The following is a 23023-nucleotide window of genomic DNA, read 5'->3' as shown; positions in this document are numbered from 1 at the left end:
AGGTGATGGCCTCCGGGATCAAGACCAAGCTGCAGGAGTTCCTCCCCCACCGAGGCGGCTGACCGCGCAGCCGCGGTCAGTGGAGACCGCTGAAGACGAGGTACCCGTCGACGCGGGTCAGTCCGTCGGCTTCGGGGTCCGGTGGCAGGTCGTGGCCGAGGTCGCGGCTACGGACCTCGCCGATCCACTGGTCGTGCTGGTACTCGTGGTTGATCACCGCGGTGAGCAGGTGCTTGGCGACGATCGCCAGCTGGTGCGGGGCGCCCACCCGGCCGCCGGCGATGTCGCCGATGCGGGCATGCACGCGCTGGGCGACGACGTCGCGGAACTCGGTGAGGCGCGTGGCGGTGGGTAGCGCGCCGCGGAACTTCTCCGGCTGGGCGGAGTCCATCAGCCCGTCCAGCTCGGGGTCCGGGCTGGGTTCGGCGGCGGTCAGGTTGCGGATCATGAAATGGGCGACGTGGGCCTGGTGACCGAGATGCCAACCGATCGCGCTGGACTCCTGGTGCGGGCGCCAGGTCAGTTCGTCGGGGCTCAGGTCGCGCCACAGCTGGTCGGTGTAGGCCCGTGCGCGGTCGTACTCGCGTAACAGCTGCCGGACTTCGTTCATGTGATCACCTGGGTGGGTCGAGTGGTGTGGGGCGTGCGTGCTTCGGCGGCGAGGATCGCCGCGGCGGCGGCGTCGCCGGAGGCGAGTGCACCTTCGATGTGCCCGCCGAAGCCGGCGGCGGTCTCGGTGCAGGCCCAGTGCAGACGGCCGCCGAGCTCCGGTTCGTGGAAGACGGGATGTCCGAACAGGTGGTAGTCGACCAGCGCCTCGACCCCGGGTGGCGAGGTCCATGCCTCCCGCCGCCAGTCCTGGGCGATCAGCCGTACCGGGCGGGCGGCGTGTTCGCCGAACATGGAGTTCAGTTGACCGATCACGGCCGCCTCGAGGTCGATGTCGGCGGATAGGGGTGGGGCGAAGCCGAACAGCGCGGCCGGGCTGTCACCGGGTCCGCACATGTCGTGGATCTCCTGGAGTGGCCCCAGCCGGCTCAGGCCCGCCCCGGCGAGCCCGGCATCTCGCCAGAACGGCCGCTCGTAGACGGCGACGACCTTGGTGATCGCGCCCATCCACACCGGGGTGGCCCGGGCGAGGCCGACCAGCGGGTCCGGGAGCTGGCCGGCGAAGTCGATGCGTGCCACCGCGAGCGCCGGTGGCACCGCGATGACGACATGACGTGCCCGCAGGAGCGCGTCGTCGGTGTCCACAGCGAGGCTGTGCGGGTCTGCCGACCGCACGGAGCGGACCGGGCAGCCCAGCCGCACGGTGTCCGGGGGCAGGGTGTGGGCCATCGCGGTGGCGATGCGGGCCGCGCCGCGCCCGAACCGCTGTGCCGGGCCGTCGACGAGGTTGCCGCCGAGCCGCCGCACGCCGCCGCCGTCCTGGAATATCGTGTCACCGGCGAGATGCTGCCGGAACGGCGCCGCCCCGCTCTCGCGCGCCAGCCGTGTCACCCGTTGCTCGCCGGCCCAGAACCAGGTGGCACCGAGGTCGAGCACACCGGCAGTGGTCGGCACGCTGAGCAGCCGCCCGCCGACCCGGTCACGTGCTTCGAGGCAGACCACGTCGCATCCGGCGGCGCGCAGGCTCGTGGCGGCGCGCAGGCCGGCCGCGCCGGCTCCCACGACGATGACCTCGTGGTCAACAGTGCTCATCGCGACCTCTCAACGGGTGGTCAGCACCATGCGGAAGCGGGCTCGTCCGGCCTGCTGCTCGGCCAGCGCTTCGGCCGCGGCATCGAGCGGGACGGTCTGCACCCGGGCGCGGACACCTGTCGTGACGGCGAACCGCATGGCCTGCTCGGTGTCGCTGGGGCTGCCGGTGAGGTGCCCGTTGATCGATCGGGCGTGCATGACCAGCTTGTCCAGGCGCAACTCCAACGGCTTGCCGTCCAGCCCGATCACGGTGAGCTGTCCATGTGGGGCAAGGCCGTCGAGGAGCTCACCGAGCAGGTCGGTCCCGGTCGCGGTGGAGATCACCAGTTCCGCGCCCCCCAGGGCGTTCAACGCGGCACCGGGAGCCTCGGCGCGGGCGGCGATGTAGTGGTCGGCACCCAGTTCCCAGGCCAACGCGGCCTTGTCCGGCCCGCGCCCGATCGCGATCGTCTCGTAGCCCATTGCCGACGCGAACTGCACGGCCAGGTGGCCGAGCCCGCCGATGCCGACGACCGCGACCCGGCCACCGGGTCGGACACCGGCGTTGCGTACGGCGTTGAAGGTGGTCACTCCGGCGCAGCCGAACGGCGCCGCCTCGGCCATCGACAACTGGTCCGGGATCCGGGCCAGCGCGATCGCCGGGACGGTGACGGTGGTCGACCAGCCGCCCGGGTAGGACAGTCCGGGAACCCTCCGCCGCGGGCAGTGCACGACGTCACCGGTGCGGCAGGCCGTGCAGTACCCGCAGCTGCCGCCGAACCAGCCGACGGCCACCCGCTCACCGATGTCAAACCCGGTGACGTCCGAGCCCCGTTCCGCGATGACCCCGGCGACCTCGTGGCCCGGGGTGATCGGAAACCCCGAGTCCGGGCGCGGGTTCCGGACGCTGCCGATGTCGGCGCCGCAGATGCCGGCCGCCGCCACGTCGATCCGGACCTCGTGCGGGCCGGGAGCCACCGCCACCGTGGGGAGGACCCGAACGGGCTCCCCCACCTCGGTCACCTGCGCCGCCCGGTGCGCGTCGCGCGTCCGCTCCCGCACAGCAATCACCCCTGCATACGATCCGGCGCGGCCGCGCGCCCTTGATGTCCGCCGCGCGAACCTATGCGAATTTCCGGGGCGCCAGTAGGGGTCCACGGCGAATGCCGACATAGCGAACGGTTATGTCTCGACGAGGGTGTCTACGAGATCGCTGAGCGCGGTGGCCAGCGGTGAGTGTGGGTGCCAGGCGGCCTCGTAGAAGATCTCCACCTGCTGCCCCCCGTCGAGCAGTGCCCGGTGCCGGGCGTCGGGTGAGGTCAGCTTGGATCGGGGCAGCATGGCCGCGCCCAGACCGAGGTTGGCCCACTGCTCGAGCACCTGGTAGCTCGCGGCCTCGCCGGCGTAGGCACGCAGCCGCAGCGCGTGGGAGTCGAACAGCTGCGCGGTGAACCGGGCCAGACCGCACGAGTCGGGCACCAGGATGAACTCGTTGTCGACGGTCTGGTCCAGCTCGACGGGCGTCCGGTCCCCGGAACCGACGACGACGATCGGTTCCGAGTCGATGATCCGATGCTCCAGCCCGCGCAACGGCCCGACCGAAGGAACGAGGATCACGTCCAACTCGCCAGCGAGAAGACCGGACTGGAGGTCGGCCATGTCCGCCTCACGCAGGACCAGCTCACGGGGTGTGGACAGGTCGCGTACCGCGCTGAACGCCCTCGCCACCAGCTGGGCGTTGATCAGCGGGGAGACGCCCATCCGGATCCGCCGCTCGCCGGACTCCCGCAGCCGGTGGGCCTCGTTGGCCACGGCGTCCAGCCCGTCGATCGCCCGCTCGATGAGCGGCAGGATCTTTCCGCCGAACACCGTCGGGGTCACCCCTCGCGGCGACCTGTCGAACAATCGCTCACCGAGCCGCTCCTCCAGCTTGGCGATCCCGTTGGACAGCGCCGGTTGCGACACCCCCTGCTCGCGGGCGGCCGCGCTGAACGAGCCCGTGCGCGCCACCGCCCGCGCGTAGCGCAGCGTCTCCGCGCTCAACCGCTCAGCCATACAGAGACGTTATCGCGGCATTCGGGATGAGCGCCTACCGGCAGGGCGAACCGCCCGATAACGTCAGGTCCGCTCAGGAACTGCATGCCTTGCTCGGAATGGCAGGTCGCGGCATTGACGGTGGACAAGGATCGGGTCGACAACCCAACTCTCGCCGCCGAGGCCGAGCCACCCGAGCAGAAACGCATCATCCGCGCTCTGGTCCTGGCCCAGATCCTCAGCGGCGCCGGGCTCGCGGCGGGGATCACCGTCGGTGCCCTGCTCGCGCGGGACATGCTCGACACGACCAGCCTGGCCGGGCTGCCCACCGCGTTGTTCACCATCGGTTCGGCCGCCGCGGCCGCCGGTGTCGGGCGGCTCTCCCAGCGGCTCGGTCGTCGCGCCGGACTCACCACCGGCTACACCGCCGGCGCGCTGGGCAGTGCCGGCGTCGTGCTCGCCGCGGTCCTGGACAACATTCCGCTGCTGTTCGCCGCGCTGCTCGTCTACGGCGCCGGAACCGCGACCAACCTGCAGGCCCGCTACGCCGGCGCCGACCTGGCCTCCCCGGCCCGCCGCGGCCGCGCCGTCAGCACCGTGCTCGTGGCAACCACCCTCGGCGGGGTACTCGGCCCGAACCTGGTCTCCCCGATGGGACACCTCGCCGCCACCTGGGGCATCCCGCCACTGGCCGGGCCGTTCCTGCTCTCCGGCGCCGCCTACCTGCTGGCCGCGCTCGTGCTCGCCGCCCTGCTACACCCCGACCCGCTGCGACTCGCCCGCGAACGAGCCGCCAGCGCACCCCGCATCGCCCCCTCCGCACCCCGCGCCACCGGCGAGCCGGGTACACCGGCCCACCCTCAGGGCGGCGGAATCGTTCTCGGCGCCTCGATCATGGTCCTCACCCAACTGGTGATGATCGCCATCATGACCATGACCCCGGTACACATGACCGCCCACGGCCACGGCGTCGGCGCCGCCGGCGCGGTCATCGCCGTGCACGTCGCGGCCATGTACCTGCCCTCACCGCTCAGCGGATGGCTGGTCGACCGCTACGGCCGCCTCTTCGTCGCCGCGCTGTCCGCGATCACCCTGCTCGCCGCCGGTACCCTGGCCGCCGCAGCACCCGACAACTCGGTCGCCCTGCTCGCGGTCGCGCTCGCCCTGCTCGGCATCGGCTGGAACTTCGGACTGCTCAGCGGCACCGCCATCATCACCGACACGGTCCCCCTCGAACGCCGAGCCACCACCCAGGGAGCCGTCGACGTCGGGATCGCCGTCGCCGGAGCGGGCGGCGGCATCGCCTCCGGCGCCGTCGTCGCCACCACCAGCTACCCCACCCTCACCATCGCCGGCGGACTCATCGCCCTCGCCATCCTCCCGCTCATCACCACCACTCGCACCCGCCGCCGAGCCAGCTCCGCCGGTCAGCACTGAACACGGTCGATGACATAGGCGCGGAGCACCCCGATCCGGCAGTTCTCCACCCGACCCGGGGTACCGCGGTCGCCCGGGCGAAGTCGCGCGTACTCCGCCGCGGAGTGCCGGTTACTCCGCCGATGTCCTAGCTCGCTCGCTTTCCGACGCGCATGCTGACCCGACATATCGGCGACGGGGCACTAGGAGCGAGAATGGTCGAGAAGGCTCCACTGGAACGAATTCTGGTCTTTGGCGCCGGTGGACATATCGGCGGTCCGGGCGTTGATCAACCGGTTACCGATCTTGAGATCCTTCGCCCAGGACGGCACCAAACCCATTCCCTGGCGCGGGTACCCGGTTCAGGAGAATGCGATCGGTAGCACGATCGCCGCGGTGACGAGTGAAATTCCGCTCACCAGGTCTGCGCGCACGGGAATCAGACGCCCGACGAACCGTCCGACGCACAGTCCGGCCAGCGACATGATCGCGGTCATGACTCCGAACACGGCGGCGGGGATGAATGGAGAGATCCCAAATATTCCGAGCCCGGCGCCGGCGACCAGATTGTCCATGCTCAGGGAGAGCGGCATACCGAAAAGTGTCACCCAGGGCTGATCGATTTCCTCGGGTTCGGGCTTTCTGAATGCCCCGAACAGAAGGTATAGCCCATATGCGCCGAGCAACGCGGGACCCACGTAGTCGGCGACCGGCTCGATAACCTCGCCGAGGTAGTGGCCGAGCACGCCCCCTACCAGCGGCGCTAGGCCATCCCAGATGCCGAACACGAGAGCGACCTGAACGGCTCGCCGGAAGCCGAATGGAATCGTGCCGATCGCGATCGAGGACCTGAAGTTGTCCAGACTGAGGAAGAATCCGAGGGCGAGTATCTCAACCAATCTGACCACCCAACACAAACTAGTGGATTTGCGCGACTAGCTCGGGAATTGTGTGGTCGCATAGTTTACGTTGGGATTGTTTCCGCCATCAAGGGTCGCCGCTAGTTGGAGATCAGATACCGTTCGTTCGCCGATCGTGGCCGCTCGCAGGTGCCGCCCACCGGGCACGCGGCTGTGATGTGGTCCAGCGCCGAGCCGCTCATGGCTGGCATGCTAGGGGCGCATCTGGCGCCGGCTTCGTCGCCGAAGGCGTACCACTGGTCATCCTGGCGCCGTCCAGGCGGCCGCTTCCGTGGCCAGTTGCAGTGACGCCGCCAGGTGCCGCGGATCGTGCATCCGGCAGCGCCGCACCCCCGCCAACTCGGTCAGCCGCCGGAATCGGATCGCTGGTGTGCCGGACACCTCTCCCATGGGACGCACAACTGCGGCGGTGTACTGCATACAATAGACGCCAGATGAGGTCGCAGTGCACCAGAGAGCCAACGCACATCCAGGGAGGACCCGAACCATGACGGACACGTTCGCGGAAGCAGGAGGCGGCGACACGCCTGCCCTGACGGACGGGATTCACCTGGTCGTCGACGCGCTGAAGCTGAACAGGGTCGAGACGATCTACGGTGTCGTTGGCATCCCGATCACGGACCTGGCGCGCCTGGCACAGGCGTCCGGGATCCGCTACATCGGGTTCCGGCACGAGAGCGACGCGGCGCATGCGGCCGCGGCGGCCGGGTTCCTGACGCAGAGGGCGGGGATCTGCCTGACGGTCTCCGCGCCGGGGTTTCTCAACGGCCTGGTCGGCCTGGCGAACGCCACCACCAACTGTTTCCCGATGGTCCAGATCTCCGGCTCCAGTGAGCGGCACATCGTGGACCTGCAGCGCGGTGACTACGAGGAGATGGACCAGCTGGCGGTCGCCAAGCAGCTCTGCAAGGCGGCGTACCGGGTGTCGAGGGCGGAGGACATCGGACGGGGCATCGCGCGGGCGATCCGTACGGCAGTGAGCGGCCGGCCAGGTGGGGTGTACCTGGACATCCCGGCGGCGGTGCTGGGCGAGATCATGGACAAGGGCAAAGGCGAGAAGTCCCTCTGGGAGGTCGTGGACCCGGCGCCGAAGCAGATACCCGACGCGGCGGCCGTCGACCGGGCCATCGCGCTGCTGGCGGACGCCCAGCGCCCGCTGATCGTGCTCGGGAAGGGCGCGGCGTACGCGCGGGCCGACGACGCGATCCGGCGGTTCGTGGAGTCGAGCGGCATCCCGTACGTGCCCATGTCGATGGCCAAGGGGCTGCTGCCGGACGATCATCCGCAGTCGGCGTCCACCGCGCGGTCGCTGGCGTTGAAGCAGGCGGACGTCGTGCTGCTGGTCGGCGCGCGGCTGAACTGGCTACTGGGGCACGGGGACGCGCCGCAGTGGAGTCCGGACGCGAAGTTCATCCAGGTCGACATCGCGGCGAACGAGATGGACTCCAACCAGCCGATCGCCGCCCCGCTGGTCGGCGACATCGGCTCGGTGATGGACGCGCTGGTGGAGCGGACGAAACCCGGGCAGATCGCGGCACCTTCCGGGTGGCGGGAGTCGCTGGGCGAGAGGTCCGCGGCGAACGTGGCAAAGATGGCCAAGCGGCTGGAGGCGGCGAAGACCGCGCAGCCGATGACGTTCCTGGGCGCGCTCCAGGCCATCCGCGACGTGATCGCCGAGCACCCGGACGTGTACCTGGTGAACGAGGGTGCCAACGCCCTTGATCTCACGCGCAACACCATCCCGATGTCCGTGCCGCGGCACCGGCTGGACTCCGGCACCTGGGGGGTGATGGGCATCGGCATGGGCTACGCCATCGCGGCCGCGGTGGAGACCGGGCAGCCGGTGATCGCCATCGAAGGCGACTCGGCGTTCGGTTTCTCCGGCATGGAGGCCGAGGTCATCACCCGCTACGACCTGCCGGTGATCACGATGGTGCTCAACAACAGCGGCGTGTACCGCGGTGATGACGCCTCGCCGTCGGGCGACCCGGCGCCGACGTACCTGAGTGCGCGGCACGACATCCTCATGCAGGCCTTCGGCGGCACGGGCTACCAGGCCACGACTCCCGATCAGGTCGGCGAGATGCTGCGGAAGGCGCTCGCGGAGGGCAAGCCCGCGCTGATCGACTGCATCATCGACCCGGCTGACGGCACCGAGTCCGGCAACATCAAGCATCTCAACCCGAAGGGCCTCAACGCGAAGCAGTGAGCCCTATCTGGTCGGCGGCGCCACACCGCCATCGGCACCCGGCGCCGCCGACCTCCGCCCCTTGTCGCCGGGCCGCGGCACAGGCCGCGAAGGCCTCCGCCCGAGACCCCAGCGGGCGGCGGCGGTAGCGCGGTGGTCGGCATGGCCGAGGGACACGACTGCCGGGGAGACCGTGGTGTCGGATACGGCCGTGACGGGCTGTCTGCGGTGCTCTGCGGCCCCGGTGTCGATGTGGGCTTTCCTGTCCGGCTCGGGGTCAGTGAAGGAGACGAGCACTCCCGCTGGTGCCAGGGTGATCCCCGGTACCCGGGGGGAGCTGTTCGACCTCCGGCGGGCCGAACGGGCCTACTGTCGATGCACGCCGGGGTTCGTTCTCGTCGGTGGCCTGGTCTCGAAAAGCTGTCAACGGGGCCACTCGCGCGCTGCCTGAGTGGAACGGAAGCGGCCAGCATCTCCAATGTGGAGATGCTGGCCACAGCGTGCGGTGAGCGAGTTACCAGGCGCCGTTTGTGCGCTGTATTGGTGGCCTCGGTGTTGAGGGACATCATCGTCGCCTCAACGCAGGCCTGACAGCGCTTAGCCTGTCGCGGCTTTACGTGGACGTGGGTACCCGCAAATCCGTACGAAACGTCGGCGAGGGGGCTGATCTTCTCTGCTGGTCAGACCTAAGGTCGTCGAAGTTCCTTTTCTGTGTACTCCACTAAGACCGGCCCACGCAAGGGCTTACGGTAGAATATAGAATTGTGAGCAAATCTTCCAGAATTTTGTCGATCACATAACTGGGCAACTCGGAATTGGTCGTCCGAAATCCTTTCAGCCCGTCTGAAGCTCGGTCCCCCGAACGAGCGGGGCCGCTTCGATGTCCTCCGGCGTATCAGCTTTCGGGCCAGTTAGTTCTCGGTGTCCGGGTCGAGGTCACGAAGAATTGCGTCGTTCGCGCCTTCGGTCAGCAGAGCGCTCTCGCCATCCTGCCGGTCGGACGGTGTGAGGCACCCGGGGCACACGGCCGTCTCATCCTCGTAGGTCTCCCAGCGGGCGTACTCGGCCGAGTCGGGGTCCACAACTCGGCCGCATCGACCGCATTGTTCGGTGTGAGATATCACCGCTGTTGCCGCCCGTTCTGACCGGCGCCCGGTCGGTATCCGCGTTGTCGTCTATCGGCGCACGTTCTCAGGAATGTGGTCCAGGGCGTGCAAGACATGCACGCGAGCTTGTGCGCCGCCGGCCCGGTGAGCTCCGAGTGCCGCGTCAACGTGTGTCTGTGCTGGCCGGCAGCTATTCCCCAACACGGGTGGACCCGCCGTCTCGCTCCCAACGCCACAGGGCTGCTTCCTGCTCACCGTCGGGCGCCCGCGCGGATGACGGTGAGGGCGAGGCGCAGGCCAGTAGGTCGGGGATCCGGTCGGTGTTGCCTCGATGTGCTGCCGTCATCAAGATGCGGTGCGCCGTTTCGGGAGCGGTCTGATCGGGCACCACCAGCAGCGTGGTCAGATGACGAGCGCTGAGCACGTCCACCGTGTCTGGGTGCTGGGATCGGTATCCGGCCAGGCGCACGACCACACCACCGACGTGGATCTTGCGCACGGTCGGAGCCCAGGTGGTCAGGTTGTAGCTGACCCGCTCGATACGGCCCATCCGAACCATGAGCACCGCGAGCAGCGCCGGCAACTCGGCCGCCAGATCACGCGAGCGGGGCCACCACGCCCCATCAACGAAACCGGTTGTCGGTCCCTGCGGTTTGAGCCTGAACCGCGGCCGCTCGCCGACAGGTTCGACGAGCGTGGCCCGCGAAGTGGTGATCTGTGTGCTGGTGGCCGACGTCATGCCGGTGTTCCCGTCCCCGGACGGAAAATCCGCCCGGCCTGGGCTTTCCCCGGGGACGGAGCAGGCTTGACCACCCACACACGAGATGCTCCCGGTCACGCCAACACTACACCGACGACCCGGGCTCGAGATTCTTTCGACGCACCGCCGCCGGGCGGTTGCATCCGCCGTCCGCGGGAGATGGATGAGCGGTGCGCGGTGATCTCGTGGTGGGGCTACTGGGCGTGTGCGGGAGCGTCCCCTCCAACTTCGATGTCGGGTACCGGGCGGCGGGTCGGCCCCTGGGGCGGTGTCGGCACGTGAGTCGCCTTCGGGGTGGCGGGGCGACGGTGCCCGATCTTGGTGACGTAGGGCGAGGTCATGGCCCGCAGGAGTGCGCTGTAGGCGACCCCGAAGCCGATCTCGTCGCCGACGGCGACGCGGTGATCGCCGTGGTCGACCACCAGGTGGTCGCTGCTCATTCCGAGCAGGGTGATGCCCGGCGGTGGGCGCAAGCCGGCCGGGTCCACGTCTTGGCGACCGACCGCCAGGATTGCTTGGTGTACCGTGCCGCCGCTGGTGCGGACCGGCGCCTCACCGAAGGCGGCCTGAGCACGATCTCCCCAGGGCTGGGCCGGTTTGATGGCGACCTCGATGACCTCGGCGGTCAGTGTGAAGGCGTCGGTGTGCAGGCCGGGGATCGGTGTTCGGTCCAGCGGGTCGACGCCGAGAAGGATGGCTTCACCGAGTCGGAGCTCGTCGATCCGGCCGACGTCGTGGGTGTGGAGAGCCCAGCTCAGGTTGGCCGAGTTGCCGCCGGAGACGACGTCGAGACAGATCCCGTGAAGTGCCTCGATGTTCTCCACGAGCCCGGTGAGGGCGCCCATGTTCTCGTCGTCGGGCACGACACCGTTCTGGCATGCGAGGTTGGCGCCAAGCCCGACGAGCCGCAGGCAGGAGTGGCCGAGGACGGTGCGCACGGCTTGCGGGGTGTCGTCGAGCGCGATGCCTTCGCGTAGGTCACCCAGCTCGATCATGAGCACGACGCCGTGCGTGCGTTTCTGGCGCGACGCGGCACGATCGAGCGCCGCCAGCACGGCGGCCTCGGTGTTCAGACTGACATCGGCAACGGCGACGACCCGTCCCGCCTGGCTGAGCATGGGTGAACGGATCAACGTGCGTAACGGTGACCGGTCGTGGCTGGCCAGCCGAGCCAGGTTCGGCACACGGGAATCACCGAGGCCGCACGCGCCGCCGCGCAGCATCGCCGCCGCGACTTCGGGCGAGCCCAACACCGCCTTGGTGATCCCGGTGACCCGGATACCCGTGGCGGCCAGTCGATCAACCAGGACCCGTGTGTTGTGCTCGACCTTGTCGAGATCGGTTGCGAGACGTAGCGCGGTCACACCGGGGTGGTTGTGTCGGCCACCGCCGCGAGCGCGGGGAAGGCCGCCAGCACCATGTCGACCAGGTCCGACAAGGGTCGTGTCAGGGGGTCGGTGACCGGAAGGCCGAGTTGCGAGCGGTGCTCGGCGATCGAGTCAGCCAGCTCGTCCTCGGTCATCTGCTCGTGGTTGATCGTGACCCCGATGACCCGGGTGTCGGCGAACGCCTCGATCAGCGCGATCTCGCTGGCCGCGGTCGGCATCGGCATCATCGGGAAGTCACCGAGCATCTGGCGCTTCGGCGCGTGCTGGACGATTACACCGGCCGGGCGGCTGCCCCGCACGATGTGCGCGGAGGTCAGGTATGCGGGGTGGCTGAGCGCGCCCTGGCCCTCGACCACAATTACATCAGGGTCCTCACCCTCGAACGCGGCGACGACCTGGTGCTCGACCTCGCCCGAGCAGAACTGGGGCACCAGCGCATCCAACGCGACGCCGTATTTCCCTCCCTGGATCAAGGTGGTCTGACCGGTGCCGACCATGACCGCTCTGATGCCGCGCGCGTTCAGCGCCTCGACCAGCAAGGTGGCGGTGGTGCGCTTCCCGATTGCCCCGTCCGTACCCAGGACCGCGATCCTGGGACACGTCACGTCGAAGATGCGGCCGCGGAATAGATGCAGCTCGCGTTTGGCCTTCGGCCGGCGCACATCGGTGATGGTGACCCTGGCGATCACGGCCTCGGCGACGAACTCGGCGTCGTCGTTGAGGAACTCGTGCAGGCCGTTGATGATGTGCATTCCGCGCGCGATGCCCTCCAGCAGCACCACCCGCTGGGCGTCCGACAGCAAGCCGTCGGCCGGCGCCAACCCGCAGATCAGATAGTCGGGTACCCGCCCGGCGTGCGCGATGGACTCGGCGAGCGACGCCAGCACCGGGATGCCGTTCACCGTGCCGTCGAGGAACTGCCCGGCATCGACCCCAGCCCGCAGGCTGTCGATGACGCTGAGGATCTCGTACTTCTGCGAGTGTCGGACCAGGCCGTTGGCGGTCTTACCGTCCTGCTCACCGAACTGGCCCTCGCAATAGACGACCGCAGTGCATCCAGCAGGCAGCTCGAACGGAGCCGCCGGAACGATCCACTCGCTCTGTTCGGGCACGTCGAGAAAAGGGGTACCACTGACCAGCGAAGACATAGGATCCTCTGAGAGGTCTCAGAGAAGGCGACACGATCGTGGCGGGGCGGTGAGCCCAACGTTCAACGAGTGGTCTGCCCTGAGGGCCGGCAAAGTTACCGACCAACCCAGCCTACCCGGTGAGCCCCGGATCTCTTGTCTCCACCGAGGAACAGCCCGCACGGAGCACTGAGTCGGGCCACGAGCGAGAGCCGCCGCCGGGCGAACCCGAGGTCGCGGCCTCACCTGAGCCGGAGACCGCACGAGTCCGTTCGCCGGTCACCGCGCTAGCAGGCCGCGCCGACGACCGGGTAACCGTTCTTGCCCCCGATCGGGCCGCTGCTCGGGCACACGGTGACGATTCCGGGCATCTGTGAGGTGTTACCGGTCTGGCCGCCGCCCTGGCCTTGGCCCTGGCCCAGCCCCTGGGCGATGGCGGTGCCCGAGCCGAACCCCACCAGGCCGAGCACGGTGGCGCCGAGCACCAAGGCCCGTAAGACTGCCGCTGCCATGTGTACCGCTCCTCACTGACACGAAGGCCGATCGGTCAAGTTTCTGTGACTGATGTGACTAACGAGACAGAAGGTATCTCTGTAACTCTCATGCACCCGACCGGTGTGGCCGGCGGCGGCGGGGGCTCACACCCGGGGGAATTGAGCCGCGGCTCGGTGACCTCGGGCTGAGCAGCGCCTAGGGTCGCGTTGTGGGCGCTTCCGATGTCGTCGCGCAGCTGGGCAGCCTGGTCGCCGAGCCCGTTGGGCTGCTCCCGGCCCGCCAGCAGATGGCGCTGTCGCTGGGTTGGCACATCGTGCTGGCCTGCTTCGGGGTGGCGTTCCCGGCGATGATCCTGGTGATGCACCTGCGGGGACTCGTTCGGCGGGACCCGGTGGCGCTGGGACTGGCCCAGCGGTGGGCGAAGGCGTCCGCGGTGCTGTTCGCCATCGGCGCCGTCTCCGGCACGGTGCTCAGCTTCGAGATGGGCCTGCTGTGGCCCGGCCTGATGGGGACGTTCGGCGACGTGCTCGGCCTGCCGTTCGCGTTCGAGGGGCTGTCGTTCTTCATCGAGGCGATCTTCCTCGGCATCTACCTCTACGGTTGGGGTCGGATGCCGCCGAAGCGCCACGTGCTGATGGCCGTGCCCATGGCGCTCGCGGGCATCGTCGGCACGTTCTGCGTGATCGCCGTGAACGCCTGGATGAACGCGCCGACCGGGTTCCGGATCGTGGACGGCGCGGTGGTGGACGTCGATCCCTGGCGAGCGATGTTCAACGACCTGGTGCCGCTGCAGTTCGGGCACATGTGGATCGCGGCGTACATGGTCGTCGGGTTCGCCGTGTCGGGGGTGTACGCGGTGGGCATGCTTCGCGGCCGGCGGGACCCGCACCACCGGCTCGGGTTCATCGTGCCGTTCCGGTTCGCCACGGTCGCGGCGCTGGTCCAGCCCGTGGTCGGGCACCTGCTCGGCGGCAACCTGGGCGAGCGGCAGCCGGCGAAGCTCGCCGCGTTCGAGCTGGCGGAGACGACCGAGAGCCCGTCGCCGCTGCGCATCGGCGGCATCTGGGTCGACGGCGAGGTCCACGGGGCCATCGACATCCCCTACCTGGGCTCGCTGATCGCCCGGAACTCCTTCACCGCGCCGGTCCGAGGCCTCGACACGATCCCGCCGGAGAACCACCCGCCGATCAACACCACGCATTGGGCGTTCCAGACCATGGTCGGCGTCGGGCTGTTGCTGATGCTGGCCGTCCTGGTGTTCTGGGCCGGCCGATGGCGTGGCCACGACCCGCTCCGCTGGCCGTGGTTCCTGCGCTTCTGCGCGCTGGCCGGGCCGCTGGCGGTCGTCGCGCTCGAAGCGGGCTGGGTGGCGACCGAGGTGGGCCGCCAACCGTGGATCGTCTACGACGTCATGCGCACGGCGCAGGCCGCCGCCGACCGCGAAGGCCTGTGGTGGCTGCTCGGCGTCACCGTGCTGGTCTACGCCGCGATGACCGTCGCGGCGGTCGTGGTGCTCCGCTCGATGGCGCGACGCTGGCGCGCGGGTGAGGTCGACCTGCCGAGCCCGTACGGCCCGGAGGCGCGGCTCGCGGGCGGGACCACCGGGGATCGGGGGTGAGCGTCGAGACGGCCGTCGCCGCGGCCCTGTTCGTCGGCGTGGTGGCCTACGCCGTCCTCGGCGGCGCCGACTTCGGCTCCGGGTTCTTCGACCTGACCGCCGGCGGCGCCCGCCGCGGCGCGCCGCTGCGCACCCTGATCGACCACAGCATCGGGCCGGTGTGGGAGGCCAACCACGTCTGGCTGATCTTCGTGCTGGTCACCTGGTGGACCGCGTTTCCCCGGTCGTTCGCGGCCGCGATGACGACCCTGTTCCTGCCGCTGCTGCTCGCCCTGCTCGGGATCGTGCTGCGCGGCGCCAGCTTCGCGTTCCGCAAGTACGCCGAGACCCTCGGCCAGGCCCGCCTGTTCGGCGCGGTGTTCGCCACCTCCTCGGTGCTCACCCCCTTCTTCCTCGGCACAGTGGCCGGCGGCATCGCCTCGGGACGAGTGCCGGCAGCGGGGCAGGGCGATCCGTGGTCCTCCTGGCTCAACCCGACCTCGGTGTTCGGCGGCATCATCGCCGTGGGGACCTGCGCGTTCCTGGCCGGCACCTTCCTCACCGCCGACGCCGCGAGACACGGCCACGAACAGCTCGCCGAGCAGCTGCGGCTACGCGCGCTCGCCGTCGGTGCGGTCACCGGTGTGGTCGTGTTCGCCGCGCTGATCCCGATCTCCCGAGACGCCCTCACCTTGACCGACGGCCTCACCGGCCCAGCGGCACCGCTGGTGATCGTGTCGGCGCTGGCCGGTGCCGCCACCCTCGCGCTGCTGCTGCGCCGCCACTACCGCGTGGCGCGGTTCACCGCCGTCGCCGCGGTCGCCGCCGTCGTCTCGGGCTGGGGCCTCGGCCAGTACCCCTGGATCCTGGTCGACCAACTCACCATCGCCGACGCCGCCGGCGCCCCGGCCACCCTGCGGGCACTGCTCGTCGCCGTGGGTCTGGCGGCGGTACTGGTGCTCCCCGCGCTGGCCTACCTGCTACGACTCACCCAGAGCGAGCGGTGGACCCGCCACTGACCCCGAACGGGAGCGCCCGCCGGCCGATCTAATGCTGCTCGGCCGCCGCGTCCGCACCGCCACCGTCCGGGTAGGCCGGGATCACGCCTCCGGTGGTGACCAGCCGTACTTGCGGACCAGTTCCTCGTCGAGCAGCTGCATCTTCCCGCCGCCGAGGGACCAGTCCTCCCGCTCGGACTCCCGCAGCAGGATCAGCACATCATCCGGTCGCACGCCGACCTCGGACAGGTTGGCCACGATCGCCTGGTAGAGCGCGAGCTTCATGTCCCGGGTCCGCCCGCGGGTGAGCGTGATCTCCACCAGCACCGGATCGCGCCGATCCCCGTCGAGGAAGTGGCGGTCTACGTGGAACGCGGCGGCCGGTTGCGCGTCGACGATCAGGAACCGATCGTCCGGGGGAACGCCGATGGCGCTGACCAGCGCGCGACGCACGCCTTCGGCAACGGCTGCGTGCATCGGTTCGGGACGGTCCGTACTCAACGTGATCCGGACGAACGGCATGGGAACCCCTTCGGTGTCTGCTTCGCCGATTGTCGTGGAGCCCTCAGTGTCAGGTAGCGGTCCGGCGGAGCGATAGTCAAAACCCGCTCAGCCGACCTGCCCTATGGACACGGGCCGAAGTGCCGCACGGTTGGCGAACCGGCGCGGTGAGCGGACCAGCCGGGGTTGCCGGTGTGTGCGAATGCGACCCAGGCGCCGTGCACCTGGGCGGCGAGGTACGGCGGTGGCGCCTGCGGGCCGAGCAGGCCGGTGGGGCCGTGCAGCCACGGCTCGTCGGCGAGGTCGAACACGAACGGCAACTCGATGGTGTGGGTGGCGCCGAGCCTGCCGCGCATCGCGGTGGACCGGTAGCCGAACCGGTACGCGTGGGTATGGCCGCCGGACAGCCGGGCGTGGGCCTCGAGCAGCCGTTTGGTGCCGGCCTCGAACAGCGCCTGGCCGAGCAGCGCTGAGCGGAGCTCGCCCGCGCTTGCCCCCGGGTACCGGGCGGTGAGGGCCTCGACCGCGGCGTGAGGGTCCAGGTGGATGTGGGCGGCTGTGGTGAGCACGTCCGCATATGTCGAGTTGTCGAGGTCGTCGTAGGGCCCCAGATAAAGCCGTCCTTCCTCAGTGTTTGTCCCGATCAGCAGGTCGACCTCGGCGGCCGGGCCGTTCGTGAGGCTGTCCGCGGGTTGCCGGGGCAGGACCAGACTGAACGGGCTCAGGCCGGCGAGCGGGTCAGCGACGGTCTCGGTCCGTAGGTCCAGTCCGGTGAGCTTCGGCAGAATCTCCAGCAGGCGATCGTCCGGAATGGCCGCGAACGCGTCGGCCGTGGGGGCGACGCCCAGTGCCGCCGAGGCGGCACTGGTGACCCGTTGCGCCTGCTCCGGGGTGAAAGCGCCGGTGCCGCTGCCGCTCTGGATGATTGCCCGGCGAAACAGACCCGTGGCCTCCGGGGTGGCGAGCAGAGCCCCGATCAGGGTAGCGCCGGCGGACTGCCCGAAGACGGTGACGTTGTCGCGGTCGCCGCCGAATGCGGCGATGTTGTCACGGACCCAGCCGAGCGCGGCGAGCACATCGCGCAGGCCCCGGTTGGCCGGGGCGCCCTCCAGGTCGAGGAAGCCGGGGATGCCGATCCGGTAGTTCAGGGTCACCAGGACGACACCGTCGCGGGCGAACGCGCGCCCGTCATAGAGCGCGGCGCCGCCGGTGCCACTGACGGACCCGCCGCCGTGCACGTAGACCATGACCGGGAGCGCCGGGTCGCCGGCGGACGGTGTGTGGATGTTGACGGTCAGGTACTCCTCGCCGGGCACCCAACCGGGTCCGAAGTAGGGGGCCATGTCGAGCCCGGCGAACTCGCGGACCGGTTGCGGCGCGGTCGGCGAGGGTTGGGTGGCGTCACGGACGCCGGACCAGCCCGGGTGGGGCGCCGGCGCCGCGAATCGTGCCCGGCCCACCGGGGCGGCGGCGTAAGGGATGGCGCGGTAGTGCTCGCCGTACTCGTGGCGAACGCCGCGGACGGCGCCGGCCCGGGTCTGGGCGACAGGATCTGGTTGCATGGAATTCTCCTCCCTGGTCAGGAAATGCGGCCGAACCCGGCCCATTGCTTGATGGCGAACCGGGAGCCGTTGCGCTCCACCTCGGCGGCGCCGTGGCCACCCAGGTGCGCGGGGAAGACCAGGGCGCCCGTGTCGGCGGCCTGACCGAGCAGTTTGCGTCTGGTCTCGCGGGACTCGGTGGGGTCCTCGCAGAAGCAGCTGTTCACCTCCGGCTCGACCAGCTGCAGCGCCGTGTGCACCAGGTCTCCGACGAACAACGCACGGTCACCGCGCGACACGAGGGTCAGCACGGACGAGCCGGGGGTGTGCCCGGGGGCGAGGTCCAGCCGCAGGTGCCGGTCGATCCGGTGGGAGCCGTCCCAGAGCTGGGCCATCCCGGCCCGGTACACCGGCGCGACGCTGTCGTTGAAGACCACCTCCCGGCCGCCGAGCGCGGGTTCGTTCCCGTTGGCCGGGTTCCAGAAGTCGAAGTCGCGCCGGGGCATCAGGTAGGTCGCGTTGGGGAAGGTCGGCACCCAGGTGTCGCCGTCGAGCGAGGTGTTCCAGCCGACGTGATCGACGTGCAGGTGTGTGTTGATCACCAGGTCGACGTCGCCCGGCCGCACGCCCGCCGCCGCGAGGTTGTCCAGGAACCCGGTGTCCAGGTGACTCCACACCGGGGAGGCCGGCCGGGGCTTGTGGTTGCCGACACCGGTGTCCACGAGGATGGTGCGCCCCTCGCTGCGCAGCAGCCAGGTCTGGATCGCCGAGACGCACATGTTCGCGCCGGGGTCCCAGAAGTCGGGGGCGAGCCAGCCACGGTGTTCCTCCCAGGCCTCCGAGGTGCTGTCGGGAAAGAACTCATCGGGGCTCATGCTGACCGAGCCGTAGTACTCCTTGACCCGTGTGATGGTGACGTCGCCAAGGGTGATCTGATCCATGGCCTCGAGGCTGACAACCGGGTGCGCGGACAACCACACCCGCCGGGTCCTACCCCTGAGAGGGAGTGGCAGCCTCGGCGCGCACGCCGAACACTGGGGGGATGGACAGCCCAGGCCCGCTCGGCGACTTCTTACGGGCCCGGCGCGCGCGGCTGCGCCCGGAGGACGTCGGGCTACCCGAGCTGGGGCCGCGCCGGAGGGTGCAGGGCCTGCGGCGCGAGGAGTTGGCCCAGCTGGCCGGGGTGAGCGTGTCCTACTACACGCGGCTGGAACAGGGGCTCTCCCGCGGCGCCTCGACGGAGGTGCTCGCGGCGATCGCCCGAGCCCTCAGGCTCGATGCTCACGAGCGCGACCACCTCGAGCGGCTGGCCGGTGCCGCCCGGCGGGCACCGCGCGTGCGCCGCCCGCGACCGGAGACGGTCAGCCCCGAGACTCGTGACCTCATGCGCGCCCTCGACGGCGTCCCGGCGATGGTCCTCGGCCGCCGCACCGACGTGCTGGCCTGGAACAAGCTGGGTCACCAGCTACTCGCCGGCCACCTCGACCCGGCCAGCCCGGACGAACCGGCCAACCGACCGAACACCAGCCGGATGACCTTCCTCGACCCGCACTGCCGAGAGCTGTACCGCGACTGGCCGCGCAAGGCCCGGGCGGTCGTGGGCAACCTGCGAATCGCGGTCGGCCGCCACCCCGACGACCCGCTGCTCGCCAGGCTGATCGGCGAGCTGACGATGAAGAGCCCGGAGTTCGTGGCGTTGTGGGCCGACCATCGCGTCACCCCGTGCGACGCCGCCGCCTACGACATGCACCACCCAGTGGTGGGCCGGGTAACCGTGACGCAGCAGACGCTCGCGCTCGCCCGCTCACCCGGCCAGAGCCTGATCGTCGTGACGACGGCCGCCGGCTCCCCCTCGGAGGAGGCGCTCGCCCTGCTCCACCACACCGCCGGCTCCATCCACCAGCCAGCGAGAACCTGACGGCCACGGCATCGAGAACACGCGGCGACCGGGTTCAGCGGAGCGTCTCGTTGGACGTCGCGAAGTGGCCGACCGTGCCGGCCAGTGCCCGCAGGTAGTGGCCGAGTACGACCTGGTTGACGTTCTCGATCCGGTCACAGGCCTGGTGGTAACAGCGGTCATAGACCTGGCCCGCCTGCCCACCCCAGGCGTTGGCCTGAGCGGTGGTCTTCCTCTTGCTGTCGCCGTTCTCGGCACCGCCGACCGGAATCCCGGCCTCGATGAACCCGGACTCGTCGTCACCGACGAACTCGATCATTTCCGGCTTCACCCCGGTCCGCGCCAACTGGTCGGCCAGCACCCGCCCCACGCTCGCCGAACCGGTCGGACCAGCCGTGGAGGTGTCATCGCCCAGGCCGCCCTGCGCGAAGTAGCCGGCGTTCGGCGACGCCACCATGTCCACGTTCAGGTACAACATCAGCTGGGCCCGTTCGGCGTCGGACAGGCCGGTCACGTAACCGGTGGAACCTTGCGCGCCGGTCTCCTCATGACCGAAGAACGCGAACCGCACCGCGTTGCGCACCGAGGGTGAGGCCCCGAGACGGGCGGCGATCTCCAACAGGCTGGCCACCCCGGAACCGTTGTCCACGATGCCCGGCCCCTCCGGCACCGAGTCCAGATGTGCCCCGATCATCACCACGCGCCCCGGATCACCGGTGCGGGTCTGGGCGACCACGTTGCGGAACGTCCCGGCCCGGCCGTCCTCGGCGTCCTCCTCCGAGATCTCGTAGGCCGGCGTGCTGACCTCGAACCCGGCCCGGCGCAACGCGCCGACCACGTAGTCCACGCTCGCCTCGTAGCCGGGCGTGCCCGAAGCCCGGTTCCCGCCGTGGTCGTCGGCGATCTTCTGCAACGCCCGTAGGTGGACCATCGCCGCGTCGTCGCTCACCTCGCCGGACAGCGTCGGCGCCGGCGGCCCGTCCGCCGGTTGGGCGCCCGACGGCACCTGGCCGCTCGGCGGGTTCGGCGCCTCCGTGGCCGGCGAGCCGCAGCCCGCCAGCACCACGGCCGCGGACGCCGCGAGCACCACCCACAGACGAATCCAGCCTGGCCCGGACGCGCGGCAGGACATGGCGACCTCCTCATCGAGCCTCCACCCCGGCCCCGGCCGGTGTGAGGTTAGGACGCTGAACCCAGACGAGCGTCTTTCCCCAGGTCAAGGCTAGGGAGGGAGAGGTTAACAACCGCCTCGGCCGGCGTTAGCGGACCGCAAAACATCTCCCCGATCCGCGTCAGTCGGTCCGGCTCGTGGCGTCTTCGCCGGCCGCGAGCCGGTTGCGTCGGGCCCGCACGGTGGCGCGGCCGGCCAGGCCGACCGCGAACAGGGCAAGTCCGGCGAGGACGGACTGCCAGGGCAGGGTGGCGGCGAGCGTGGCGCAGCCGGTGAGACCCAGCAGGTTGAGCCAGCGGGGCCAGCGCCGGTCAGGGGCCGGTTGGGTGAGGGCGGCCGCGTTGGCGATGGCGTAGTAGACGAGCACGCCGAAGGAGGAGAACCCGATCACGCCTCGTAGGTCGGTGGTGAGTACCAGCGCGCAGACGGCGGTGGCCAGGGCGAGCTCGGCGTGATGCGGCACGCGGTAGCGGGGGTGCACGGCGGCCAGCCAGGCCGGGAGGTCGTGGTGGCGGGCCATGGCCAGGGTGGTGCGGCCGATCCCGGCGATCAACGCGAGCAACGCGCCCAAGCTGGCCAACGCCGCCCCGACCCGCACCGCGGGGGCGAGCGGGTGCGCGCCGGCGGCGTCCAGAGCGGCGGTCAGGGGCGCGGTGGCGGCGGCAAGCCGGTCCGGCCCGGCCGCGCCGAGCGCAGTCACGGCGACGAGCAGGTAGAGCGCCACGGTGAGGCCGAGCGCGACCAGGATGGCGCGGGGGATGGTGCGGCGGGGGTCGCGGACTTCTTCGCCCAGGGTGGCGACGCGGGCGTAGCCGGCAAAGGCGAAGAACAGCAGCCCCGCGGACTGCAGCACGCCGTACACACCCGCGCCGCCGCCCGTCAGGTAGCGGTGGGGGTCGATCAGGTCGGTGCCCAGCCTGGTGGCGACGGTGGCGATGACGACCGCGAGGGCGATCAGCGCGGCGGTGACCAGGACGCGGGTGAGCAGCGCGGTCTTGGCGACGCCGCGATAGTTCAACGCGGTCAACCCGATCACCGCGGCGACCGCGACGAGCCGTTGCCCCCAACCGGTCGCCTCGTCGTGGGCGGGCAGGGCGTAGGAGGCGAAGGTCAGGGCCATCGCGGCGCAGGATGCGGTTTTCCCGATCACGAATCCCCAGCCGGCGGTGAACCCCCACCAGTGGCCGAGCCGTTCCCGGCCGTAGATGTAGGTGCCCCCCGAGGTCGGGTAGGCCGCGGCCAGCTGGGCGGACGCGACCGCGTTGCAGTAGGCGATCACGGCGGCCACCACCAACCCGACCAGCAGCCCCGTTCCGGCGGCGCGGGCGGCCGGGCCGAACACGGCGAACACCCCGGCGCCGATCATCGACCCGAGCCCGATCACCACCGCGTCCCCGAGCCCGAGCCGCCGGGCCAGTCCGAGGTCCCCGCTCGACCGTTCAGCCACGCCGCATCCTCTCTCCCCGCCCTCGCCGCCGGGGAACCCGGCGGTCACCCACGCGTGTCATTTGGGTGGCTGTCCGGTTCCGGGGTGTCGAGACGGGCGTCGGTCACCAGGCCGGCCACGCCGATCCCGATACAGATCGCGGAGATGACCAGCGGCGCGGCATCGGTGCGGCCGGTGAGCGCATCGCCGAGAACAACCACGGCGACCGTGCCCGGAAGCAACCCCAGCGCCGTAGCGACCAGGAACGGCACAAACCGGATCGATGAGATGCCGGCGCAGTAGTTGACCAGCGGGAACGGCAGCGGGCTGATCAGGCGCAGGGACCCTACGGCGAGCCACCCCCGGCGGGCCAGGCGACGGTCGAGCGCCGTCACCGCCGGGTGGGTCAGCCGCGGGGCGATCGCGTCCCGCCCGATCGCCCGGACCAGCAGGAACGCCACCGCGGCGCTGACGGTGGACGCGCAGATCGCCGCGGCGGTGCCGGTGACCGGGCCGAACAGCAGCCCCGCGCTGAGGGTGAACGGAAGCCTGGGCAGCGCGATCGTGGCCAGCGCGTGCGCGCCGACGAACACCACCGGGACCCACGCACCGGCCGCGCGCGCCCAGTCCCGGATCTGCCCGGCATCCAGCCGGGGAACCAACAGCGCCAGCACCAGGAACGCCACCAGGAGCAGCACGGCACCGAGCAGCCGGAGATCACGCGGCCACCGGGCCCGGCGGAGAACGGCACCGGTGAAGGCTGCGATCCGCATGGGAG

Annotated in this window: 21 protein-coding genes; 5 read left to right on the top strand and 16 right to left on the bottom strand. The window is 70.4% G+C overall.

Annotation, left to right across the window (positions count from 1 at the left end):
• Positions 1-76: 76 nt before the first annotated feature.
• The 4 genes from ABEB12_RS23250 to ABEB12_RS23235 form a co-directional block, all read right to left on the bottom strand.
• Positions 77-610: a DinB family protein gene (locus ABEB12_RS23250; protein ID WP_185060173.1), complete on the bottom strand. Its 534-nt coding sequence runs from the start codon at positions 608-610 to the stop codon at positions 77-79.
• Positions 607-1701: an FAD-dependent oxidoreductase gene (locus tag ABEB12_RS23245; RefSeq protein WP_185060172.1), complete on the bottom strand. Its 1095-nt coding sequence runs from the start codon at positions 1699-1701 to the stop codon at positions 607-609. Before ABEB12_RS23245 ends, ABEB12_RS23250 begins: the two co-directional genes overlap by 4 nt.
• Positions 1702-1710: 9 nt before the next feature.
• Complete coding sequence (locus ABEB12_RS23240; protein WP_221497635.1) at positions 1711-2742, bottom strand: alcohol dehydrogenase catalytic domain-containing protein; 1032 nt, start codon at positions 2740-2742, stop codon at positions 1711-1713.
• A gap of 120 nt (positions 2743-2862) precedes the next feature.
• Positions 2863-3735 (bottom strand): LysR substrate-binding domain-containing protein, encoded by an 873-nt coding sequence (locus ABEB12_RS23235; RefSeq protein ID WP_185060170.1) that lies wholly within the window; start codon positions 3733-3735, stop codon positions 2863-2865.
• Positions 3736-3819: 84 nt separating this feature from the next.
• Here ABEB12_RS23235 and ABEB12_RS23230 point away from each other — a divergent pair, with 84 nt between their 5' ends.
• Positions 3820-5151, top strand: coding sequence for an MFS transporter (locus tag ABEB12_RS23230; protein WP_185060169.1), 1332 nt, complete (start codon positions 3820-3822; stop codon positions 5149-5151).
• Positions 5152-5492: 341 nt separating this feature from the next.
• Here the strand turns inward: ABEB12_RS23230 and ABEB12_RS23225 are convergent, their stop codons facing one another.
• Positions 5493-6038: a manganese efflux pump MntP gene (locus ABEB12_RS23225; RefSeq protein ID WP_345703068.1), complete on the bottom strand. Its 546-nt coding sequence runs from the start codon at positions 6036-6038 to the stop codon at positions 5493-5495.
• 499 nt (positions 6039-6537) lie between these two features.
• Here ABEB12_RS23225 and oxc point away from each other — a divergent pair, with 499 nt between their 5' ends.
• The gene (gene oxc, locus ABEB12_RS23220; RefSeq protein WP_185060168.1) at positions 6538-8259 is read left to right on the top strand and encodes an oxalyl-CoA decarboxylase; all 1722 of its coding nucleotides are present in this window, start codon (positions 6538-6540) and stop codon (positions 8257-8259) included.
• A gap of 1154 nt (positions 8260-9413) precedes the next feature.
• Here oxc and ABEB12_RS42200 read toward each other — a convergent pair.
• The 5 genes from ABEB12_RS42200 to ABEB12_RS23200 all read right to left on the bottom strand — a co-directional run bounded on the left by ABEB12_RS42200 (position 9414) and on the right by ABEB12_RS23200 (position 13131).
• A complete protein-coding gene (locus ABEB12_RS42200) occupies positions 9414-9464 on the bottom strand; it encodes a DUF6307 family protein (RefSeq protein WP_425572265.1) in 51 nt (16 codons plus the stop codon).
• A gap of 70 nt (positions 9465-9534) precedes the next feature.
• Complete coding sequence (locus ABEB12_RS23215) at positions 9535-10083, bottom strand: DUF5994 family protein (protein ID WP_221497632.1); 549 nt, start codon at positions 10081-10083, stop codon at positions 9535-9537.
• A 215-nt stretch (positions 10084-10298) separates the two neighbouring features.
• The gene (locus ABEB12_RS23210) at positions 10299-11468 is read right to left on the bottom strand and encodes an alanine racemase (protein ID WP_185060167.1); all 1170 of its coding nucleotides are present in this window, start codon (positions 11466-11468) and stop codon (positions 10299-10301) included.
• Entirely contained in the window at positions 11465-12604 is a 1140-nt protein-coding gene (locus ABEB12_RS23205; protein WP_221497631.1) for a DUF1611 domain-containing protein, read from the bottom strand. Before ABEB12_RS23205 ends, ABEB12_RS23210 begins: the two co-directional genes overlap by 4 nt.
• Before the next feature lie 302 nt (positions 12605-12906).
• The gene (locus tag ABEB12_RS23200; protein WP_185060165.1) at positions 12907-13131 is read right to left on the bottom strand and encodes a hypothetical protein; all 225 of its coding nucleotides are present in this window, start codon (positions 13129-13131) and stop codon (positions 12907-12909) included.
• A 191-nt stretch (positions 13132-13322) separates the two neighbouring features.
• Between ABEB12_RS23200 and ABEB12_RS23195 the strand changes: the two genes are divergently transcribed.
• Together ABEB12_RS23195 and ABEB12_RS23190 are read left to right on the top strand one after the other, a co-directional pair.
• Positions 13323-14732: a cytochrome ubiquinol oxidase subunit I gene (locus ABEB12_RS23195; RefSeq protein ID WP_345703067.1), complete on the top strand. Its 1410-nt coding sequence runs from the start codon at positions 13323-13325 to the stop codon at positions 14730-14732.
• A complete protein-coding gene (locus ABEB12_RS23190) occupies positions 14729-15730 on the top strand; it encodes a cytochrome d ubiquinol oxidase subunit II (protein WP_185060164.1) in 1002 nt (333 codons plus the stop codon). The genes ABEB12_RS23195 and ABEB12_RS23190 overlap by 4 nt, the downstream gene beginning before the upstream one ends.
• Before the next feature lie 81 nt (positions 15731-15811).
• On the opposite strand, the gene ABEB12_RS23185 is transcribed toward ABEB12_RS23190, so the two are convergent.
• From ABEB12_RS23185 to ABEB12_RS23175, 3 genes are all read right to left on the bottom strand, one after another.
• A complete protein-coding gene (locus ABEB12_RS23185; RefSeq protein WP_185060163.1) occupies positions 15812-16186 on the bottom strand; it encodes a tautomerase family protein in 375 nt (124 codons plus the stop codon).
• A 146-nt stretch (positions 16187-16332) separates the two neighbouring features.
• The gene (locus ABEB12_RS23180; RefSeq protein ID WP_185060162.1) at positions 16333-17772 is read right to left on the bottom strand and encodes a carboxylesterase family protein; all 1440 of its coding nucleotides are present in this window, start codon (positions 17770-17772) and stop codon (positions 16333-16335) included.
• Between the two features lie 17 nt (positions 17773-17789).
• Positions 17790-18692, bottom strand: a complete 903-nt coding sequence (locus ABEB12_RS23175) for an MBL fold metallo-hydrolase (RefSeq protein ID WP_185060161.1) — start codon at positions 18690-18692, stop codon at positions 17790-17792.
• Positions 18693-18793: 101 nt separating this feature from the next.
• On the opposite strand from ABEB12_RS23175, the gene ABEB12_RS23170 reads away from it, so the two are divergent.
• Positions 18794-19669 carry an MmyB family transcriptional regulator gene (locus ABEB12_RS23170; protein WP_185060160.1) on the top strand — a complete coding sequence of 292 codons (876 nt, stop codon included), beginning with the start codon at positions 18794-18796 and terminating at the stop codon, positions 19667-19669.
• Between the two features lie 34 nt (positions 19670-19703).
• Here the strand turns inward: ABEB12_RS23170 and ABEB12_RS23165 are convergent, their stop codons facing one another.
• The 3 genes from ABEB12_RS23165 to ABEB12_RS23155 form a co-directional block, all read right to left on the bottom strand.
• Positions 19704-20780 carry a M20/M25/M40 family metallo-hydrolase gene (locus ABEB12_RS23165; RefSeq protein ID WP_185060159.1) on the bottom strand — a complete coding sequence of 359 codons (1077 nt, stop codon included), beginning with the start codon at positions 20778-20780 and terminating at the stop codon, positions 19704-19706.
• A 160-nt stretch (positions 20781-20940) separates the two neighbouring features.
• The gene (locus tag ABEB12_RS23160; protein WP_185061265.1) at positions 20941-22185 is read right to left on the bottom strand and encodes an APC family permease; all 1245 of its coding nucleotides are present in this window, start codon (positions 22183-22185) and stop codon (positions 20941-20943) included.
• A 125-nt stretch (positions 22186-22310) separates the two neighbouring features.
• Positions 22311-23018, bottom strand: coding sequence for a VTT domain-containing protein (locus ABEB12_RS23155; protein WP_185060158.1), 708 nt, complete (start codon positions 23016-23018; stop codon positions 22311-22313).
• Positions 23019-23023: the final 5 nt, after the last annotated feature.

The sequence above is a fragment of the Actinospineispora eucalypti genome (assembly GCF_039543365.1).
GTDB lineage: Bacteria > Actinomycetota > Actinomycetes > Mycobacteriales > Pseudonocardiaceae > Pseudonocardia > Pseudonocardia eucalypti.
The sequence above is the reverse complement of the archived record's forward strand: the minus strand, read 5'-3'. Positions and strand labels throughout refer to the sequence as shown.

Bases quoted from the DNA above. Each gene is read 5' to 3' on its own strand.
- ABEB12_RS23250 (WP_185060173.1), bottom strand. From the start codon at position 610: ATGAACGAAGTCCGGCAGCTGTTACGCGAGTACGACCGCGCACGGGCC.
- ABEB12_RS23245 (WP_185060172.1), bottom strand. From the start codon at position 1,701: ATGAGCACTGTTGACCACGAGGTCATCGTCGTGGGAGCCGGCGCGGCC.
- ABEB12_RS23235 (WP_185060170.1), bottom strand. From the start codon at position 3,735: ATGGCTGAGCGGTTGAGCGCGGAGACGCTGCGCTACGCGCGGGCGGTG.
- ABEB12_RS23230 (WP_185060169.1), top strand. From the start codon at position 3,820: ATGCCTTGCTCGGAATGGCAGGTCGCGGCATTGACGGTGGACAAGGAT.
- oxc (WP_185060168.1), top strand. From the start codon at position 6,538: ATGACGGACACGTTCGCGGAAGCAGGAGGCGGCGACACGCCTGCCCTG.
- ABEB12_RS23215 (WP_221497632.1), bottom strand. From the start codon at position 10,083: ATGACGTCGGCCACCAGCACACAGATCACCACTTCGCGGGCCACGCTC.
- ABEB12_RS23200 (WP_185060165.1), bottom strand. From the start codon at position 13,131: ATGGCAGCGGCAGTCTTACGGGCCTTGGTGCTCGGCGCCACCGTGCTC.
- ABEB12_RS23185 (WP_185060163.1), bottom strand. From the start codon at position 16,186: ATGCACGCAGCCGTTGCCGAAGGCGTGCGTCGCGCGCTGGTCAGCGCC.
- ABEB12_RS23180 (WP_185060162.1), bottom strand. From the start codon at position 17,772: ATGCAACCAGATCCTGTCGCCCAGACCCGGGCCGGCGCCGTCCGCGGC.
- ABEB12_RS23175 (WP_185060161.1), bottom strand. From the start codon at position 18,692: ATGGATCAGATCACCCTTGGCGACGTCACCATCACACGGGTCAAGGAG.
- ABEB12_RS23170 (WP_185060160.1), top strand. From the start codon at position 18,794: ATGGACAGCCCAGGCCCGCTCGGCGACTTCTTACGGGCCCGGCGCGCG.
- ABEB12_RS23165 (WP_185060159.1), bottom strand. From the start codon at position 20,780: ATGTCCTGCCGCGCGTCCGGGCCAGGCTGGATTCGTCTGTGGGTGGTG.
- ABEB12_RS23160 (WP_185061265.1), bottom strand. From the start codon at position 22,185: ATGATCGGCGCCGGGGTGTTCGCCGTGTTCGGCCCGGCCGCCCGCGCC.
- ABEB12_RS23155 (WP_185060158.1), bottom strand. From the start codon at position 23,018: ATGCGGATCGCAGCCTTCACCGGTGCCGTTCTCCGCCGGGCCCGGTGG.